The organism is Actinoplanes sp. OR16, from assembly GCF_004001265.1.
Lineage (GTDB): Bacteria > Actinomycetota > Actinomycetes > Mycobacteriales > Micromonosporaceae > Actinoplanes.
In genome coordinates, this window is sequence record NZ_AP019371.1 from 2,683,892 (window position 1) to 2,700,335 (window position 16,444).

The window sequence follows — 16,444 nt, forward strand, 5'->3', positions numbered from 1 at the left end:
ACAGTTCCTTCCTTGTCACCGCCGACCGAGTTAGCTGACGGGTTCGGGACGGAAGAGATCCCTACCGCCCGAAGGCGGATTCACCCCACTGACTTGGTTCCCCGGCTCGTCTCGCGACGATTGGGCGGTGGCCTGCCGGCTCCTCGGGGGCGGCGCCGTCCTGGCAGGACCGGCGACGAGTTTACCTGAGGAATGGCGCGGCTTCAGGACCGCAGAACCAGCAAAACTGTTACCGGGTAACGACTTTCCGTAATCATCTCACCTCGCGTGGCCACGCCATTGCGGAACGTACGAGAACTGTCGATCTGTCGATTGAGTGGGTATGGTCGGACGCGGTTCCCACCCGGGGACCGCCGCCTAATCGCCCCCTGCGGCGAGCCGGGGAACCATATTTCCTCGGGGTGAATCCGCATCCGCGGTAGGGATTTCCTTCGTCCCGAACCCGTCAGCTAACTCGGTCGGCGGCCGACGGAAGGAATGATCTGTGCAGCGAAAGACTGCGCGGCGATTAGCGGCCGTCATGGGGCTGCTGCTCGCCGTGTGCGGGCTGGCGGTCGTGGCGTCACCGGCCAACGCAGCCCCCGGCGACAACGGTGACGACGGCGAGGGTGGCTCGAAGTCTCTCGTCGAACAACTCGAGGACGCCTCTCGCGGATACGTCGAGGCGAAGGCGAAGCTGAAGTCCTCCAAGGAGAAGCAGACCGAGCTCACGGCCACGCTGAAGAAGCTGGACGAGCAGGTCGGGCCGAAGCAGGCCGCGCTCGACGAGATCGCCGCCCAGGCGTACACCTCGGGCCGCCTCGGCGGGATGTCCGCCCTGGTCAACGCGAGCGACACGGAAAGCTTCATCGACCGGACGATGATCCTGTCGACGGTCGCCGCCGATCAGAACCATGCGATCGAGGAACTGAAGAACACCCTCGACGCGCAGCGCAAGGCGAAGCTCGCCATCGACGCCACCGTGAAGGACCAGCAGAAGCAGGTCAACGTGATGGCGAAGAAGAAGCTGCAGGCCGAGACGGCGCTGAAGAAGGCGAACCAGGGCGCGGACGCCTCCTCGTCGAGCGACGGCGGCAGCAGCGCCAAGGCCGATCCGGTGCCGAGCGGTTCCGGTTCCGGTTGCTCCGTGAACGACCCGACCAGTGGCGGCTGCATCACCCCGCGCATGTCGCACGCGCTGAAGCAGGCCCAGAAGGACGGCTTCACGCGGTACGTGCACTGCTTCCGTGAGCAGAACAGCGGTGAGCACCCCAAGGGCCGGGCCTGCGACTTCGCGGCCGACAAGAACGGCTTCGGCGGGGACGCGACCGGGGCGAGCAAGACCTACGGCAACAACCTGGCGAACTACTTCATCAACAACGCGGACGCGCTCGACGTGCTCTACGTGATCTGGTTCCGCCGGATCTGGCTGCCGAGCAGCGGCTGGAAGTCCTACAGCGGCGCCGGTGGCGACCCATCCAGCGACCATACGAACCACGTGCATCTTTCAGTGCGCTGAAAAAAGGGCCGCCCTTGGAAGGGCGGCCCTTTTTCGTCACTTGCGCATGTACGCCTCGTACTCGCGCATCACTTCGTCGGTCGGCCCGTCGGCGCGGATCAGGCCCGACTCCAGCCAGATGCACCGGTCGCAGGTGTCTCGGATCGACTGCTCGCTGTGGCTGACCAGGAACACCGTGCCGGCCTCGGCCCGCAGTTCGCGGACCCGCTGCTCGCTGCGCCGGCGGAACTTCGCGTCACCGGTCGCCAGCGCCTCGTCGATCAGCAGCACGTCGTGCTTCTTCGCCGCGGCGATCGAGAACTTCAGGCGGGCGGCCATGCCGGAGGAGTACGTCCGCATCGGGTACGACGAGAAGTCGCCGCGCTCGTTGATGCCGGAGAACTCGATGATCTCGTCCTTCTTCGCCGCCACCTCGGCCGGCGACATGCCCATCGCGAGGCAGCCCAGCTCGACGTTGCGCTCGCCGGGCAGCTCGTTCATCAGGGCCGCGTTCACGCCGAGCAGCGAGGGCTGGCCGGCCGCGTAGATCGCGCCCTTCGACACCGGCAGCAGGCCGGCGACGGCACGCAGCAGCGTCGACTTGCCGGATCCGTTGCTGCCGATCAGGCCGATGGCCTCACCCTTGTACGCCGTGAAGCTCACGCCCTTCACCGCGTGCACCTCTTTGACGTTCGCCGCCTTGGAGTTCGTCACGAGGCGCTTGAAGCTGGCGAGCGGGCTGCCGCTGCCCGGCGAGGCCGAGCTGTGCACCTTGTAGATGATGTGGGCGTTGTCCGCGATGACGGTCGGGACGAGGTCGGTGTCAGCCACGGCCGTAGCCCTTCTCTCCGCGCCAGAAGTAGACGTATCCGCCGACGCCCACGACGACGCTCCACGCGAGCGCCTGGATCCACAGCATGGTCGGCGTGCCGGCCAGCGTGACGTTCTCCAGCAGCGCGTGGCGGAACAGCTCGATGAAGATCAGCATCGGGTTCGCCTCGACCAGCGCCAGCTGCCAGCCGTCGAGCTTCTCGGTGAACAGGGTCACCGGGTAGAGGACGGCCGAGCCGTACATCCAGAACCGCATGATGAACGGGATCAGCTGCTTGATGTCACGGTTCTTCGAGCCGTACCGCGCCATGAACATGCCCAGGCCGGTGTTGAAGAACGACTGGAGGGCCAGCAGCGGGATCAGCAGCAGCCACTCGACGGTGATCGGCTCGCCGGTGATCAGGACGATGCCCATCAGCACCAGCAGGGCGACCATGAAGTTGCGGATCTCGACCAGGGCGGCGGAGAGCGGCAGGCTGGCCCGGGGGAAGTGCAGCGCCCGGATCAGGCCGAGGTTGCCGGTGATCGCGTTGATCCCGGACTGCACGATCGACTGCGTGAACTGGAACACGAACACGCCGATGCACAGGTACGCCGGGAAATTGTCGATGCCCTTGCTGGTCCCGATGATCACGCCGAAGATCAGGTAGTAGACCGCGGCGTTGATGATCGGTGTGAGGACCTGCCACACCAGGCCGAGCTTGGTGTTGCCGAGTGAGGACGACACCTTCGCGCTGGCGTGCGACTGAATGAAATGCCGGTACGACCACAGCTGACGCGTGTATTCGGGCAGCCTGGGTAGCCGCCCGGACGCTGTCAGACCGTGCCGGCGAGCGAGCTCCTTGGGCGAGAGCTCGGTGCCGGTCTCGGCGACCGCCGTCTCTGGCATGGGATGGTGCTCCGATCTAGTCGGCCCGGCGGAGGCGGTGGGCTCCGGTGGCTTGCGCGAGGACACAGCTAGCAAGCATGACAGGCGTTCACCGTCTCCGTTGGAACGGGTTCGTATCGACGTGGCAGTGACGGTAGCTGACCAAACGGCGGAACGCAACCGTTACGTCGTAGCGTTATAGTGACTCTGTGGCGACAGTTAAGCGCGCACCTGCCGGAGCGGCGGTGCTCCGAGGCGACATCACCGTGGCGATCCGTAACGCGGTCATGAACGAGTTGGCGGAAGTCGGCTACGGCCGATTGTCCATCGAGGCGGTTGCCCGCCGTGCGGGGGTCGGCAAGACCGCGATCTACCGGCGGTGGAGCAACAAACTGGAGATGGTCATGGAGATCGTCTCCGACGTCGCGGAGCGGAAGGTGCCGCTGCCCGACACCGGTAGCTTCGCCGGCGACCTCGAGCTGCTCATGATGATCGTGAGCCGGGCCCTGCAGCACCGGATCGCGTCCCAGATCATCCCGGACCTGATGGCCGAGGCGGCCCGCAACCCGCAGATCGCCGAGACCCTGCAACGGGCGCTGCGGATACACCAGCAGGCCCTGGCCGAGAAGCTGGTCGGCCAGGCGGTCACCCGCGGTGAGCTCCCCGAGGGCACCGACGCCGGCCTCGCCGTCGATCTGATGCTCGGCCCGCTCTACTGGCGTCTGGCGATCGCCCGGGAGCCGATCGGGGACGACTACCTCGAACAGCTCGCCCAGGCCGTCACCGGGGCTCTCAAGGCCGCCGCCTGACCCACCGGCCCGACCAACCGGATCGCAACCGAGGATTCGCTGGCCCGGGCCCCGCATCGGCCGAAGGAAGGGTTCGACCCCGACCGACGTCCGAAGGCAGTGACGATGACCACCCCCTGCGAGCCCCGCGTCGACTTCACCGTGCTCGACGCCGCCGCCCTCCTCGCGATCGCCATGGGCGGCGCCTCCGACCTCACCACACGTCCGGCGTACAGCCCGCCGAAGGTGGTGGCCGGCGCCGCGGTGGTCGGCGCGTGGCGCAGTCCCGACGGCGTCGTGCAACTGCGGCTGCACACCGACGGCACGTACGCCGGTGAGGTGGCCGGGCGTCGCCAGGCCGCGCGCGGCACCTACGACATCGAGGGCGCCGACGTGGTGCTGCACGACGAATCGGGCATCAACACCCCGGTGCACATCCTCGACGGCGAGCTGGAGATGGCCGGCCACCGGTTGATTCCGATCGGCGCGTGAGAGTCGGCGCGTGAGAGAACGCCTAAGGACCTCGTCGCCTCTGACGAACAGGAGGGGACATCGACCTGGGGGACGGATGCGCAAACTCAAGCTGGCCATGGCACTGACCGCTCTGCCGCTGCTGCTCGGCGGGTGTTCCGCGCTCGGCCTCGGCGGCGACTCGCCGGGCGCCACGGCGACCGCGCCGGTGGAGAGCGGCGAGGACTGGATGCGCCTGGCCGCGGGCGACGCGACCCCGAGCCCGACGCCGTCCCGGGGGAAGGCCACGGCGACCGCCGACCCGACGGTCTCCGCGCCGGCGCCGGACCCCAGCTGCACCAAGATCTGGCCGCGTACCGATCCGGTGTTCATCCCGGTCGAGATCACCCCGGGCGCGGGCTCGCTCAAGGTCGAATGGCCGACGCAGTACGACTCCGACTACCGGGTCGCGGCCGTGCCGCAGCAGCTGGTCAGCGGACGGCAGCCGGAGCCGGTCTGGAAGACGGTCGCGGCCGGCACCGGGTGCACGGTCAGCACGACCATCACCGGCCTCACCTCGGGGGCGGCGTACATCGTCTGGCTGGACGCGCCGAACACCGGCTACAACGTCGACGGGAGCCGGCACCTGTACAGCGGCCGCTCCGGGGTCGTCTACCCGAACTGAGTGGGCAGCCCGGCGGCCTGCCACGCGGCGTAGCCACCGGCCAGGTCGGTGGCCCGGTGCAGGCCGAGGTCCTGCAGCGAGGCGGCGGCCAGACTGCTGGTGTACCCCTCCTGACAGGTGACGATCACCTGCAGGTCGTAGTTGTTCGCGAACGGCAGGCGCGCGTCCGAGCGGGGGTCGAGCCGCCACTCCAGGACGTTGCGCTCGATCACGAGCGCGCCCGGGATCTCACCGTGCTCGGCCCGCTGCGCGGCCGGGCGGATGTCGATCAGGATCGCGCCGTCGCGCACCGCCGCGGCGGTCTGCGCGGGGTCGAGCCGCCGCAGCCGGGCGCGTGCGTCGGCGAGGATCTCCGCGATCCCCCTGATCACCATTCGGACCCCGCGCGCTCGACGGTCAGGATCTCGAGACCCTCCGGGCCGAGGCGGTACTTCGTCATGGTGGTGAGCGCCGGGCCGTACACGTGCACGCTGACCGCCGGCTGGGTGGAGAGGTTCGTCATCCGGTGCACGTGGTGCTCGCCGAACCGGCGGCCCGCACCTTCACCGAGCTCACGCGACACGACCCGGGCCCCGCCGCGGCTGTTCGCCACGGTGTCCTCGACCAGGGTGCCCTGGAAGACGTGGAACGCGCCGGCCGAGCCGCCGTGGTCGTGGATCTCGGTGCCCTGACCTGGCAGCCAGGTGAGCAGCCAGACCTCGTAGTCGTCGGTGACGGCCAGCCGGTGGTACCACCGCTCGACCGGGCTGAAGCGGGGAGCCACCGGCCACTGCTCGGGCGCTGCCGCGTACTGCTGCGCGATGGCGAGATGGTCGAGACGGACTCCGACGGCGGTCATCGACTTTCTCCTTCTCATATATACTCCATTGGTCTAGTAGGTTTTACCACATGACTCGCGGCGTTGGTCCCGAGACGTCCAAACCGTGATCGAGAAATAGGCTTCGGCGTCTTTGCCTCTTTCTCGATCTGGCGCGAAAAACTTCGTACCGCAACGAGTCGAATACGCTCTGTCGAGACCTCTGGGCGATCTGTCACCAGATCGGCCTACCTCCTCCGGAGGAACGGAGGAATTGCTGCTCAGGGCGATCCCCGCCGCATCGAGATGGCTATATGGTGAGCGCGCCAGCTCCCCTTCAGCCCTTGATGAACGAGGACGGACACGTGTTGAAGTCACGCCGCGGACTGCTCGCGGCCGGTCTCACCGCAGCGGTGATCGGCACGATCGGTGTCGTCTCGACCCTCAACGCCGGGGCGGAACAGATTCCCGGGGAGGCGCCGGCCTCCGCGACCGCCGTCGCCGAGGAGCCCCTCCTCACCCCGCCGGCCAAGCTGCCCTGGGGCGCCCGCCCGCACAGCATCCGGACCGGCCGGGACGGCGCCAGCAGCAAGTCGCTCAAGGCGGCCGGCTTGATCGCCGCAGCGCCCGACGAGCAGAGCGAGGAGCAGGCCGAGGACGAGGCCCCGAAGGGGCGTACGTCGCGGACCACGTTCGTGAAGTCGGAGAGGACCGAGATCCTCCCGCCGGACCCGCCGCCGACCGCCACCACAAGCCCGGCAGCGGCCAAGCCGACGGTCAACTACCTCTACAGCGTCGGCACCCAGGCCGCGGTCTCCGACGGGGCCTACGCCAACCTCACCATCAGTAAGCCCAAGCTGGACAAGGAGGACTACCACTCGCTGGCCGAGCTGGCCGTGCAGTCCGCCGACGGCCGGCAGATCGTCGAGGTCGGCTGGACCGTGGACCGCCTGGTCAACGGCGACGACGACCCGCACCTGTTCGTCTACCACTGGGTCGACCGGAAGACCACCTGCTACAACACCTGCGGCTGGGTGCAGTACAGCAAGAACATCACCCCGGGCGACGTGCTGGCGCAGGACAAGACCGCCCGGTTCGGCATCCAGTTCTTCAACGACGCGTGGTGGGTGGCGTTCGACAGCGAGTGGGTCGGCTACTTCCCCGGCAAGATCTGGGGTGACAAGTTCACCAAGACCGGCCTCGTGCAGGTCTTCGGCGAGGTCGCCGCGGCCAGCCCGACCCCGTGCACCGAGATGGGCAACGGCGTGGGCGCCGGCGACACCGCCGCGGCCCGGGTGGGCAGCGTGTCCTACCTGAACGGTCCGGCCGTCGACATGAGCGTCCGCGCCACCAGCGAGGTCTACGCGGTCAACCGGCTGAGTGCCCGGACCTTCCGGTACGGCGGCCCCGGCGCCTGCTGAACCGGCCCCGCTGAAGCCCGGTCCCTCGCAAGTGGAGAGGTCCGGGCTTCACCTTTTTCGGGGCAGCCGTGAACCGGACCGCGTGCCACGATGTACATCCGGGTGGCCGGGCGTAACCCTCATCCGGGTTGCCGGGCGGACCCGAGGGGAGCTGGCGCCGATGAAGCGACGGGTGAGCCCCGACGAGCAGCTGATGACCGCGCTCTACACCGAGCACTACTCAGTCCTGATCAACTTTGTGTCCCGATACGTCTCGGACCGGCACAAAGCCGAGGACCTGGTGCAGGAGACTCTGTTACGGGCCTGGAAGCACATCGACCATCTGGACCCGGAACCGGGCCGGACCAGGTCGTACCTTCTGACCATCGCCCGGAACGTGGTGACCAACGCGTGGCGCGCCGAGCAGCGCCGCCCACGCCTGGTCGCCGATGAGAACGCGGTCAACTCGGTGCCGTCGGCGGACAACGTTGATCAGATGGTGGAAGGCTGGCTGGTGGCGGAGGCGCTGGAGCGTCTCTCGCCGGAACACCGGGCGGTCATCCAGGCGATGTACTACGAAGGGCAGAGCGTGGCCGACGCGTCACGGAAGCTGTCCGTGCCCGAGGGCACTGTCAAATCGCGCGCGTACTACGCGGTCCGCGCGCTGCGCACCGTCTTCGAGGAGATGGGGATGTTGCGATGAGCGACCTGGACGAACACGGCAGCCTGCACAGGTTGCTCGGCGGATATCTCCTCGGCGGCCTCGACGAGGCCGACACCGATCGCCTCGACGAACACCTGCGGGACTGCGCCGATTGCCGTGCCGAACTGGACCGGCTGGCGCCCGTACCGGAAATGTTGCAGCACCTGCCGGACGCGCGGCACCTGGGTGGCGGCGCGCCGCTCGCGGTGAGCCCGGCCGCCCGGCCGAGTCCGCAGAACATCGAGGGCCTGCTCAGCAGGATGCGGGCCGAGCAGCACAAGGAAGTCCGGACCAACCGGGTCCGGTGGCTGGCCGCCGCCGCAGTCGTGCTGATCGCGGCAGCCGCGATCGGCTACGGGATCTTCACGAACAACTCCGCGCCGCAGGGTCCCCCGGAGGCCATCCCGAGCGCCGAGCTGGTCACCGCTCGGTTCGAGGCGGCGCCGGGCAGCAGCCTGACCGGTTCCGCGGCGGTCACCCAGAAGAGCTGGGGGGTCGCGGTGGCACTGGATGTGGCCCGGATGAGCGGCGATGCGCCGTTCCTCTGCCTGGTGCGCAACAAGGCGGGCGCGACCGAGCAGGCGGCGGTCTGGGGTGACACGCCGGACGGCAAGGCGAAGGTGAGCGGGGCGAGCTCGTTCCCGGTGAACGACGTCGACGCGATCTTGATAACCGACAAGAACGGCAAATTGATCGGTACGGCGCCGCTCACCTGAGCGACGCCCTCACGCGGTGCGACGGAGCTCGACGGTCCGTTGCTTCATCCACAGCGTCTGCCGGGCCGCCGTCGCGGCGGCCCGTGCGGCGGCGGTGGAGCGCAGTGCCGGCGCCGGCGATCGCCGCATCAGGTCCTCCAGCCGGCTCCCGAGCTCGGCCCGGCTGAACGGCTTGGCGAGGTAGTCGTCGGCGCCCGCGTGCAGCGCCGTCATGACCTGGTGGTGCTGCACGTCAGCGCTGATCATCATGATCGGGAGCGATTCGGTACGCAGATCGCGCCGCAGGCGCCGGCACAGTTCGACGCCGGACTCACCCGGCATCCGCACGTCGATGAGCGCGACGTCCACCTCACCGCCGGCCAGCACCGCGAGCGCCTCCTCGGCGTCCCCGGCCGTCACCACGGTGTGCCCGAGGCGACGCAGGGCGAGGGCGAGCAGGTCCCGATGGTCGACCTCGTCATCGGCGATCAACACGGTGGGCACAACCGAACCTCCGAACCTCCGGTGAACTTGCCTACCCACATTCGGCAACCGGGCCGAACCCCTGAGGCGGAAATAGAGTGGGCGATATGCGTGCTGCCGTTTTCCACGAGTCCGGTCCCGCCGCTTCGGTTCTTCAGCTCACCGAGCGACGCCTGCCGCGCGTCGGCGCCGGTGAGGTGCGGGTCCGCATCGTTCTCTCCGCTGTGAACCCGACCGACACCGGCACCCGGGCAGGTCGCGGGGTGCCGGACGGCATCGATCCACCGCGGGTGCCGAACCAGGACGGCACGGGTGTCGTCGACGCGCTCGGCGAGGGGGTCGGCGGTCTGGAGCCCGGTGATCGGGTCTGGGTGTGGGACGCGGCTTACCGGCGGGCGGACGGGACCGCTCAGGAGTACGTGACGCTGCCCCGCCACCAGGTCGTCCGGATGAACGACGACATCCCGATCGAGGTGGGCGCCGCGCTCGGCATCCCGGCACTGACCGCGCACCGCTGCCTCACCGTGGCGAGTGACGGCCCGGACCGGCTGGCCCCGGGCGCCTTGGCGGGCCGGACCGTGCTGGTCGCGGGCGGTGCCGGAGCGGTCGGCAACGCGGCGATCCAGTTGGCCAAGTGGGCGGGCGCGACGGTGCTGACCACGGTCAGCTCGAAGGAGAAGGCGGAGCTGGCGACCGCTGCCGGCGCCGACGCGGTGATCGACTACCGCGAGGAGGACGTGGCGGCGCGGATCCGCGAGCTGAGCGCGACCGGGCCGCAGGTGATCGTCGAGGTGAGCACCGGCAACCTCGACCTGGACCTGGACGTGGTGGCGCCGGGTGGCAACATCGCGATCTACGTGGCCGGGAAGTTCAGCATGCCCAGCTTCAAGGCGATGCTGAAGAACGTCAGCCTCGACTTCGTGCTCACCTATACGACGACGCCGGAGGAGAAGGCGAACGCGGTGGCGGCGGTGGCCGAGGCGGTCAACGCCGGCGCCTTCCGGGTGGGGGAGGACGCCGGTCTGCCACTGCACCGGTTCCCGCTGGAGCGGATCGCCGAGGCCCACGAGGCGGTGGAGAACAACGCCGTCGGCAAGGTGGTCATCGAGGTGACGACGCTTTAGCCAGCAGCGCGTCAGCGACCCGGGAGACACCGAGGCCGTCCACCGCCGACCAGCCTGCCGCGGCGAGGGCGGTCCGGCGCTCCGGGGAGACGAGCAGGTCGCGCAGCACGTCGACGGACGAGGGGCCGAACGACCCGAGACGCCCCAATCCGGCTGCGTATCCGCGAGCGACAGTCCGCTCGTACCCCAAGATCTGATTGTCGACCACCCAGACCAGGGCGGCTGCCCGGCCGAGGCAGAGAAGCTCCCAGGTCGAGGTGCCGCTCGCGCTGATCACCAGATCGGCGTCGACGAGCAGTTTCGGCAGGTGGTCGGTCGGCCCGATGATCTCGAAGCGCTGTCCCGGACCGGCCTCGACCGCGAGCAGCTCGTCGCGCAGGCTCTCGTCGGCGGCGATCACGGTGGCGTCGAAATCCGCCGCGGTCCGGGTGAGCAGGCGCGCTACCTGCGGCGCCGCGCGGAAGGCGTCGGTCCCTCCGAAGAAGGCGACGACCTTGGGGGTACGGGTGGAAGCATGCGCGGGCGCCGTGACCGGCCGCAGTTGCCGCACCGCCGATCGGAGAAGGGCGTAATCGAGCCCGGCCAGCCGCACGTCCCCCTCGGTCACCACCGCGTCGAGGTTCTGGTCGACGTAGATGTCGGCGGACTGACCGCGCGGGTCACCGTCCACGATGGCCAGAACCGGGAAGCCGGCCCGCCGGACCGCCGCGCTCTGCTGCGGCGGCAGGGTGTACGAGTCGATCACGAGCGCCGCCAGGTCGAGCCGCTCGGCAGCGGCGACCAGCCCGACCTCGTCGTACGGCGCCGGATGCCAGGGCAGCCCGCGCTGCTCCAGCTGGGACTCGGCCCACGCGACCCCGCCCAGGTCGGCGAGGAAGTGCGTGTCGACGCCGCGGGCGGTGAGCTCCTCGGCGAGGGCCACGCAGCGCACCAGATGGCCGACCCCGGTACGCGGGCCGGCGTCGCACCGGATCCCGATGTTCACGCCTGATCCAACTCCTTCTGGCGTACGTGCGCGTTGAGCGCGGCGAGCTCCGGCTGACCGTCGAGCCAGCTCGCGACGGCGCGGATGGCCGCCGGAGTGTCGCCGAAGTGGTCGATGACCGCCTCGATCAGCTTCCAGTCGTCCTCGGTGTCGAGGGTGAGCCGCAGGTAGGACAGGTCCGGCTGGCAGGTCAGCCCGATCACGTCGAAGTCGTCGGCGTGCGAGTAGATGTACGACGTCACGTGGGTGCGGTGGTGGTCGTACGCCAGCTTGTCGATCTCCTTGAGCACCGTCGCCCGGACCACCTCGACGTCCAGCCCGCGCGGCAGCGTCCGGGTGATCGACGTGGTCAGGTAGTCGACGCCGGCCGCCTCGAAGACCCGCAAGGCCCGGGCGACGAGCCGCGGGTCGAGCAGCGGGCAGTCGGCGGTGAATCGCAGCACGGTGTCGGCCGAGCGGGTCTCCAGCACCCCGAGGAACCGGGTGAGCACGTCGTCGACCGGACCGCGATGCCAGGCCACACCGATGCGCTCGCACTCGGCGACCACCAGTTCGTCGTCGGGCAGGGCGGTGGTCGCCACGACCAGGTCGTCGACGACCCCGCTCTCGCGGGCCGCGGTCACCACCCGGTCGAGGACGGTGCGCCCGCCGAGGTGGCGCAGCACCTTGCCGGGGAGGCGGGTGGAGCCCATCCGGGCCTGGATGATGCCGAGGGTGGTCATGACCGTCCTTTGCGAAGTCGGTTACGCGCCGTGCGGGCGATGCCGAGCCCGGCTTTGGCGGCGCGGAAGGCGAGGGATCCGCTGAACGCGGCGATCTGGACCTTGGCCCGGCCCAGCTCGGCGTCCCGCTTCTCCAGCTCGACCTCGAAGAAGCGGCTGCGGGCCTCCGCGTCGGCGAGCTGCCGGCGCAGGACGTCGAGCTGCTGTTCGTGCTCCCGGTTCCGGATCGAGGGAGCCGGTTCGGGGGCCGGTGGCGGTGAGTCGGGCCCGGCCGCTCCGGCGAGGCCGGATGCTCCAGCGAGGCCGGATGCTCCAGCGAGGCCGGATGCTCCAGCGAGAATGGCGGTGAGCCGTGCGACGTCGGTGACGGCCGGCCAGGGGTGCGCGTAGCCGCCGGACGCGAGGGTGGCCGCGAACCGGGCGAGCGCGTCCGGGCGGTCCGGGCGGTCCGGGTCGAGCACCGCGTACCGCTGGTCGTCCACCAGCACGTTCGCGGCGTCGGCGGTGGGTAGTGCGGCCATCCAGCCGGTGAGCAGGCGCCGCAGGCCGGGCAGGTCGTGCTCGAGCGCCGCGGTCAGCAGCAGTTCCTCCAGCAGGCGGCCGGAGGGCAGGGAACCGGTCCCTTCGACGACCCGGCCACCGCGCAGGTGGAGCGCCGGCGGGATCGGTACGACGGCGACCGGGCGGGCGGCCAACTGGGCGATCGCGATCCAGGCCGGCGCCAGCTCGGCGCCGAGTCCGCGGCGGACGGCGGCGGCGGCCAGGCGGCGCGGGTCGCTCAGGACCGGCTTCTCCCGGTACGTGTCGGCGACCGCTCCGGCCGAGAGCGCGGCCAGCGGTTCGAGCGGTCCGTAACGGAACGTCTCCGGGGTGACCATCAGGGTCGGCTCGGCCTGCGACGGCCAGACGGCGGCGAGCCCGGCGACCGGCAGTCCCTCGGCACCGAGCGCGGCGGCGAGCCGGTCCGGGCGGCCCGGGGTGGTGCTGAACTCGCCGAGCGGGCGCCACTCGGCGGTTCCCGGGGCGGTCACCGTGCGCGGGTCGACGAGACGATGAACGCCCAGCTCGTTCTCCACTGTCAGCAGCAGCGTGCCGCCGGGTCGCAGGGCGCGTTTCAGGACGCGGACGGCGTCGGCCCAGTCGAGCTGCGGTCCTTCCGGGGAGCAGAGGCGGGCGGTGCCGTCGAGGGCGATCACGGCGTCGTACCGGTCTTCGCCGGTCAGCTTCGCGAGGGTGCCGCAGAGCACGGTGAAGCCCTGGGCGGAGAGCTGCTCGGCGTCCGGCTGGGAGCGGACGAGGCAGGTGACGGCACGGCCGGCGGCCAGCACTTCGATCAGGTCGTGGTGGTGCGGGCCGGCCACCAGGACCTCGGCGCCGGCGGGCAGCCGGTCGATCAGGTGCCGGTAGAGGGCTCCGGCCGCGGGCGGGCGCTCCTCGGCGTACTCCGGCATCTCGCCGCCGATCATCCGGATCATGCCGCAGTGCTCCATCCGAGGGTCGCTCGCAGCTCGGCCGGCGACGCCAGGTATCCGGCGCCGAGCTCGGCCATCGCGGTCTCCCGGGCAGCCTGCGGATCCGGGTCGACACCGTGGAGTTCGGGCCACTCCCGCCGGATGCGCTCGGCGGTCGGGGTGTCCTCCTTGGCGAGGTGCATCGGGTTGCCGTAGACCGCCGGCTCGCAGCCGGCCGCCACCCCGTAGAAGACCGCGCTGCTCAGCCGGTTGGACGCCACCCGGCGGTGCCGGCGCAGCTCGTCCAGTTGCTTGTGCAGGAATCGGGCGTCGGTCTGCATCCGCATGTACCCGCGGTAACCGTGGCAGATCACCCGGCCGGCCTTCTCGTACGTGGCGCGGACCCGGGCGTCCCGGTACTCGTGCCAGTAGAGGCAGAACGTGATCGGGCCGGGCTCGGTCGCGACGATCTCGTCGATCAGCCGCCGGTGGTCCCCGTCGACCTCCTGCCCCTCCCACCCGTGGAACGGGTACCAGATGGTCCCCTCCCGGACCCCGGCATCCGGGGTCGCCGTCTTCAGCAGGTAGAGGAAGGGGGCGCCGGTCACGGTGGCCAGCGGACGGCCCATCGACCAGGCCCGGCGCCGGGTGCGCTCGGACCAGACGAAGATCGGCCGGCCGGGCGCGTACGGAGTCCCGGCGCCCAGCCCGTCCACCACGTTCCAGCCGTGCTGCAGGTACCCGTCGATCCGGGGTGGATCGGCCGGGTCCAGCCCGCAGTACTCGGCGAGGACGTGGGCGTGACCGTAGAAGTGATTGCCGTGGTGCACCCGCTAGCTCCCGAGGATGCCGCGCAGCGTCTCGACGACCCGGTCCTGGTCGTCGTCGCCGAGGTCGGCGAAGAGGGGCAGGGATAGCTCCTCGGCGTAGAAGGACTCGGCGACCGGGCACATGCCCCGGCGGTATCCGAGGTCTTCGAAGACCGGGTGCCAGTAGACCGGGATGTAGTTGACCTGGACGCCGATGCCCGCGGCGCGCAGCCGGTCGTAGACCTCGCGGCGGCGGCCGTCGAGGATGCGCACCGGGTAGAGGTGGCGCATCGGGTCGCTCTCCGGGCGCTGGGCCGGCAGGCGCAGTCCGGGAACACCGGCGAGCAGCTCGTCGTACCGGGCCGAGAGGTGGGCGCGACGTGCCTTGAACTCGCCGAGCCGGCGCAGCTGGGCGCTGCCGAGCGCGCAGAGCACGTCCGGCAGGCGGTAGTTGAGCCCGAACTCGGGCACCTCGTACCACCAGCCGCCCTCGTCGGCGTGCCGCAGCTCGTCGCGGACCACACCGACCGTACGGAACGAGCGCAGCCGTCCGACCAGCTCCGGCCGGGTCGACGCGACGGCGCCGCCCTCGCCGGTGGTGAAGTTCTTGGTCGGGAAGAACGAGAACGTGGTGAGGTCGGCGAGGCTGCCGACCGGACGTCCCTTGTAGAGCGAGCCGATCGAGTGCGCGGCGTCGCCGAGCAGCAGCGAACCGGCGCTCTCGCCCACCTTGCGCAGCCGGTCGTAGTCGGCCGGGACACCGGCGTAGTCGACCGCGGCGATCACCTTGGTGCGCTCGGTGACGGCGGCCTCGACGGCGGCCGGGTCGAGGTTCGCGGTGTCCTCCTCGACGTCGGCGAAGACCACCTTCGCGCCGAGCATCGCCGCGCCGGACGCTGTCGCGACGAACGTCATCGGCGTGGTGATCACTTCATCGCCGCTGGTCACGCCGGCCGCCGCGTACGCCGCGTGCAGCGCCGTGGTGCCGTTCGTGACCGTGACGCAGGGCGCGCCGGCGACCCTCTCGAGGTCGGCCTCGAAGTCGGCGACGCGGGGCCCGGTGGTCAGCCAGTCGCTGCCCAGCGCCGCGACGACCGCCTCGACGTCCGAGGGGTCGATCGACTGTCGTCCGTAGGGAAGCATCAGTTCTCCGCGAGCAGGGCGCGCATGTCGTCGACCGAGAGCCACAGGTCGTTGTTGTCGGAGCGATAGTTGAAGCCGTCCGCGACCGGCTCGCCACCGGCCGGCGGCTCGTAGCCCCAGCTCGCGGCGACCGGCTGGACCACGTAGCGGTCCGGGAAGCGCAGCGTGCGGCGGCTGTCGTCGGCCGCGATCATCTCCTCGTGCAGCTTCTCGCCGGGACGCATGCCCATCTCGTGGGTGGGTGCGTCCGGGGCGACGGCCTCGACCAGGTCGAGGATGCGCATGCTCGGGATCCGAGGGACGTAGAGCTCGCCGCCGCGCATGACGTCGAACGAGTCGACGACGAACTGCACGGCCTGGTCAAGGGTGATCCAGAAGCGGGTCATCCGCTTGTCGGTGATCGGCAGGCTCTTGCCGTCGGCGGCCAGCTTGCGGAAGAACGGGACGACCGAGCCGCGGCTGCCCATCACGTTGCCGTACCGGACGACCGCGAGGCGGGTCGGGTGGGTGGCGGCGTAGTGGTTGCCGGCGATCACGATCTTGTCGGCGGCCAGCTTGGTCGCGCCGTACAGGTTGATCGGGCTGGACGCCTTGTCGGTGGAGAGCGCGACGACCTTCTTCACCTCGGCGGTGATGGCCGCGTCGATGACGTTCTGGGTGCCGTTGATGTTCGTCGCGACGAACTCGGAGGGGTTGTACTCAGCGGTGTCGACCTGCTTGAGCGCCGCGGCGTGGACCACGTAGTCGATGCCGTGCATGGCGCGGGCGAGGCGCTCGCGGTCGCGGATGTCGCCGATGAAGAACCGCAGACGCGGGTCGTCGCCGAACATCTGGCGGACCTCGTACTGCTTCAGCTCGTCGCGCGAGAACACGACGATGCGAGCCGGGTCGAGGTGGGTCAGGGCGTACCTCAGGAAGGCCTTGCCGAACGAACCGGTGGAGCCGGTGACAAGGATCGAGGAGCCGGCGATTTCAGACACGAGTTTTCTCCGGGGGTCAGCGATAGGCCGGTACGAGCCGGAAGCATAACCAGA

General features: G+C 70.0%; 19 protein-coding genes and 2 riboswitches. Of the genes, 8 read left to right on the forward strand and 11 right to left on the reverse strand.

The genetic code is table 11. The features are described from left to right. Window positions 1–2: 2 nt before the first annotated feature. Window positions 3–137: riboswitch (cyclic di-AMP (ydaO/yuaA leader) on the reverse strand. A 207-nt stretch (window positions 138–344) separates the two neighbouring features. Beyond that, a riboswitch (cyclic di-AMP (ydaO/yuaA leader) is annotated at window positions 345–480 on the forward strand. Between the two features lie 4 nt (window positions 481–484). Further along, window positions 485–1,498, forward strand: a complete 1,014-nt coding sequence (locus tag EP757_RS12425) for a hypothetical protein (RefSeq protein ID WP_127545248.1) — start codon at window positions 485–487, stop codon at window positions 1,496–1,498. 36 nt (window positions 1,499–1,534) lie between these two features. On the opposite strand, the gene EP757_RS12430 is transcribed toward EP757_RS12425, so the two are convergent. Then, on the reverse strand, window positions 1,535–2,308 hold the full coding sequence (locus tag EP757_RS12430) for an ABC transporter ATP-binding protein (protein WP_127545251.1): 774 nt from the start codon (window positions 2,306–2,308) through the stop codon (window positions 1,535–1,537). Beyond that, window positions 2,301–3,197: an ABC transporter permease gene (locus EP757_RS12435; RefSeq protein ID WP_127545254.1), complete on the reverse strand. Its 897-nt coding sequence runs from the start codon at window positions 3,195–3,197 to the stop codon at window positions 2,301–2,303. Before EP757_RS12435 ends, EP757_RS12430 begins: the two co-directional genes overlap by 8 nt. Window positions 3,198–3,385: 188 nt before the next feature. Here EP757_RS12435 and EP757_RS12440 point away from each other — a divergent pair, with 188 nt between their 5' ends. The 3 genes from EP757_RS12440 (at window position 3,386) to EP757_RS12450 (ending at window position 5,099) form a co-directional block, all read left to right on the forward strand. Beyond that, window positions 3,386–3,985, forward strand: a complete 600-nt coding sequence (locus tag EP757_RS12440; RefSeq protein WP_127545257.1) for a TetR/AcrR family transcriptional regulator — start codon at window positions 3,386–3,388, stop codon at window positions 3,983–3,985. Window positions 3,986–4,090: 105 nt separating this feature from the next. Then, the gene (locus tag EP757_RS12445; RefSeq protein WP_127545260.1) at window positions 4,091–4,456 is read left to right on the forward strand and encodes an Atu4866 domain-containing protein; all 366 of its coding nucleotides are present in this window, start codon (window positions 4,091–4,093) and stop codon (window positions 4,454–4,456) included. 76 nt (window positions 4,457–4,532) lie between these two features. Then, window positions 4,533–5,099 (forward strand): hypothetical protein, encoded by a 567-nt coding sequence (locus tag EP757_RS12450; protein WP_127545262.1) that lies wholly within the window; start codon window positions 4,533–4,535, stop codon window positions 5,097–5,099. On the opposite strand, the gene EP757_RS12455 is transcribed toward EP757_RS12450, so the two are convergent. Both EP757_RS12455 and EP757_RS12460 read right to left on the reverse strand, forming a co-directional pair. Next, window positions 5,087–5,473 (reverse strand): rhodanese-like domain-containing protein, encoded by a 387-nt coding sequence (locus EP757_RS12455; RefSeq protein WP_127545265.1) that lies wholly within the window; start codon window positions 5,471–5,473, stop codon window positions 5,087–5,089. The two genes, EP757_RS12450 and EP757_RS12455, sit on opposite strands and share 13 nt — an antisense overlap. Next, window positions 5,467–5,937, reverse strand: coding sequence for a cysteine dioxygenase family protein (locus tag EP757_RS12460; RefSeq protein ID WP_127545268.1), 471 nt, complete (start codon window positions 5,935–5,937; stop codon window positions 5,467–5,469). The genes EP757_RS12455 and EP757_RS12460 overlap by 7 nt, the downstream gene beginning before the upstream one ends. Window positions 5,938–6,260: 323 nt before the next feature. Between EP757_RS12460 and EP757_RS12465 the strand changes: the two genes are divergently transcribed. The 3 genes from EP757_RS12465 to EP757_RS12475 all read left to right on the forward strand — a co-directional run bounded on the left by EP757_RS12465 (window position 6,261) and on the right by EP757_RS12475 (window position 8,714). Continuing rightward, a complete protein-coding gene (locus EP757_RS12465; protein WP_232050477.1) occupies window positions 6,261–7,316 on the forward strand; it encodes a neprosin family prolyl endopeptidase in 1,056 nt (351 codons plus the stop codon). A 160-nt stretch (window positions 7,317–7,476) separates the two neighbouring features. Further along, entirely contained in the window at window positions 7,477–7,998 is a 522-nt protein-coding gene (locus EP757_RS12470; RefSeq protein WP_014440531.1) for a sigma-70 family RNA polymerase sigma factor, read from the forward strand. Then, window positions 7,995–8,714, forward strand: coding sequence for a zf-HC2 domain-containing protein (locus EP757_RS12475; protein ID WP_127545271.1), 720 nt, complete (start codon window positions 7,995–7,997; stop codon window positions 8,712–8,714). The genes EP757_RS12470 and EP757_RS12475 overlap by 4 nt, the downstream gene beginning before the upstream one ends. 9 nt (window positions 8,715–8,723) lie before the next feature. Here EP757_RS12475 and EP757_RS12480 read toward each other — a convergent pair whose 3' ends face one another. After that, window positions 8,724–9,197 carry a response regulator transcription factor gene (locus EP757_RS12480; protein WP_127545274.1) on the reverse strand — a complete coding sequence of 158 codons (474 nt, stop codon included), beginning with the start codon at window positions 9,195–9,197 and terminating at the stop codon, window positions 8,724–8,726. An 86-nt stretch (window positions 9,198–9,283) separates the two neighbouring features. Between EP757_RS12480 and EP757_RS12485 the strand changes: the two genes are divergently transcribed. Further along, on the forward strand, window positions 9,284–10,300 hold the full coding sequence (locus tag EP757_RS12485; protein WP_127545277.1) for an NADPH:quinone reductase: 1,017 nt from the start codon (window positions 9,284–9,286) through the stop codon (window positions 10,298–10,300). On the opposite strand, the gene EP757_RS12490 is transcribed toward EP757_RS12485, so the two are convergent. The 6 genes from EP757_RS12490 to pseB are packed head-to-tail and all read right to left on the reverse strand — an operon-like array spanning window position 10,278 to window position 16,390. Then, window positions 10,278–11,285, reverse strand: a complete 1,008-nt coding sequence (locus EP757_RS12490; protein WP_127545279.1) for a PseG/SpsG family protein — start codon at window positions 11,283–11,285, stop codon at window positions 10,278–10,280. The two genes, EP757_RS12485 and EP757_RS12490, sit on opposite strands and share 23 nt — an antisense overlap. After that, window positions 11,282–12,007, reverse strand: coding sequence for a cytidylyltransferase domain-containing protein (locus EP757_RS12495; protein WP_127545282.1), 726 nt, complete (start codon window positions 12,005–12,007; stop codon window positions 11,282–11,284). The genes EP757_RS12490 and EP757_RS12495 overlap by 4 nt, the downstream gene beginning before the upstream one ends. After that, window positions 12,004–13,482, reverse strand: a complete 1,479-nt coding sequence (locus EP757_RS12500) for a hypothetical protein (RefSeq protein ID WP_127545285.1) — start codon at window positions 13,480–13,482, stop codon at window positions 12,004–12,006. The genes EP757_RS12495 and EP757_RS12500 overlap by 4 nt, the downstream gene beginning before the upstream one ends. After that, window positions 13,479–14,288, reverse strand: coding sequence for a hypothetical protein (locus tag EP757_RS12505; protein ID WP_127545288.1), 810 nt, complete (start codon window positions 14,286–14,288; stop codon window positions 13,479–13,481). The genes EP757_RS12500 and EP757_RS12505 overlap by 4 nt, the downstream gene beginning before the upstream one ends. Window positions 14,289–14,291: 3 nt before the next feature. Further along, on the reverse strand, window positions 14,292–15,410 hold the full coding sequence (locus EP757_RS12510) for a DegT/DnrJ/EryC1/StrS aminotransferase family protein (RefSeq protein ID WP_127545291.1): 1,119 nt from the start codon (window positions 15,408–15,410) through the stop codon (window positions 14,292–14,294). Continuing rightward, on the reverse strand, window positions 15,410–16,390 hold the full coding sequence (gene pseB, locus EP757_RS12515) for a UDP-N-acetylglucosamine 4,6-dehydratase (inverting) (RefSeq protein WP_127545294.1): 981 nt from the start codon (window positions 16,388–16,390) through the stop codon (window positions 15,410–15,412). Before pseB ends, EP757_RS12510 begins: the two co-directional genes overlap by 1 nt. Between the last annotated feature and the right edge of the window lie 54 nt (window positions 16,391–16,444).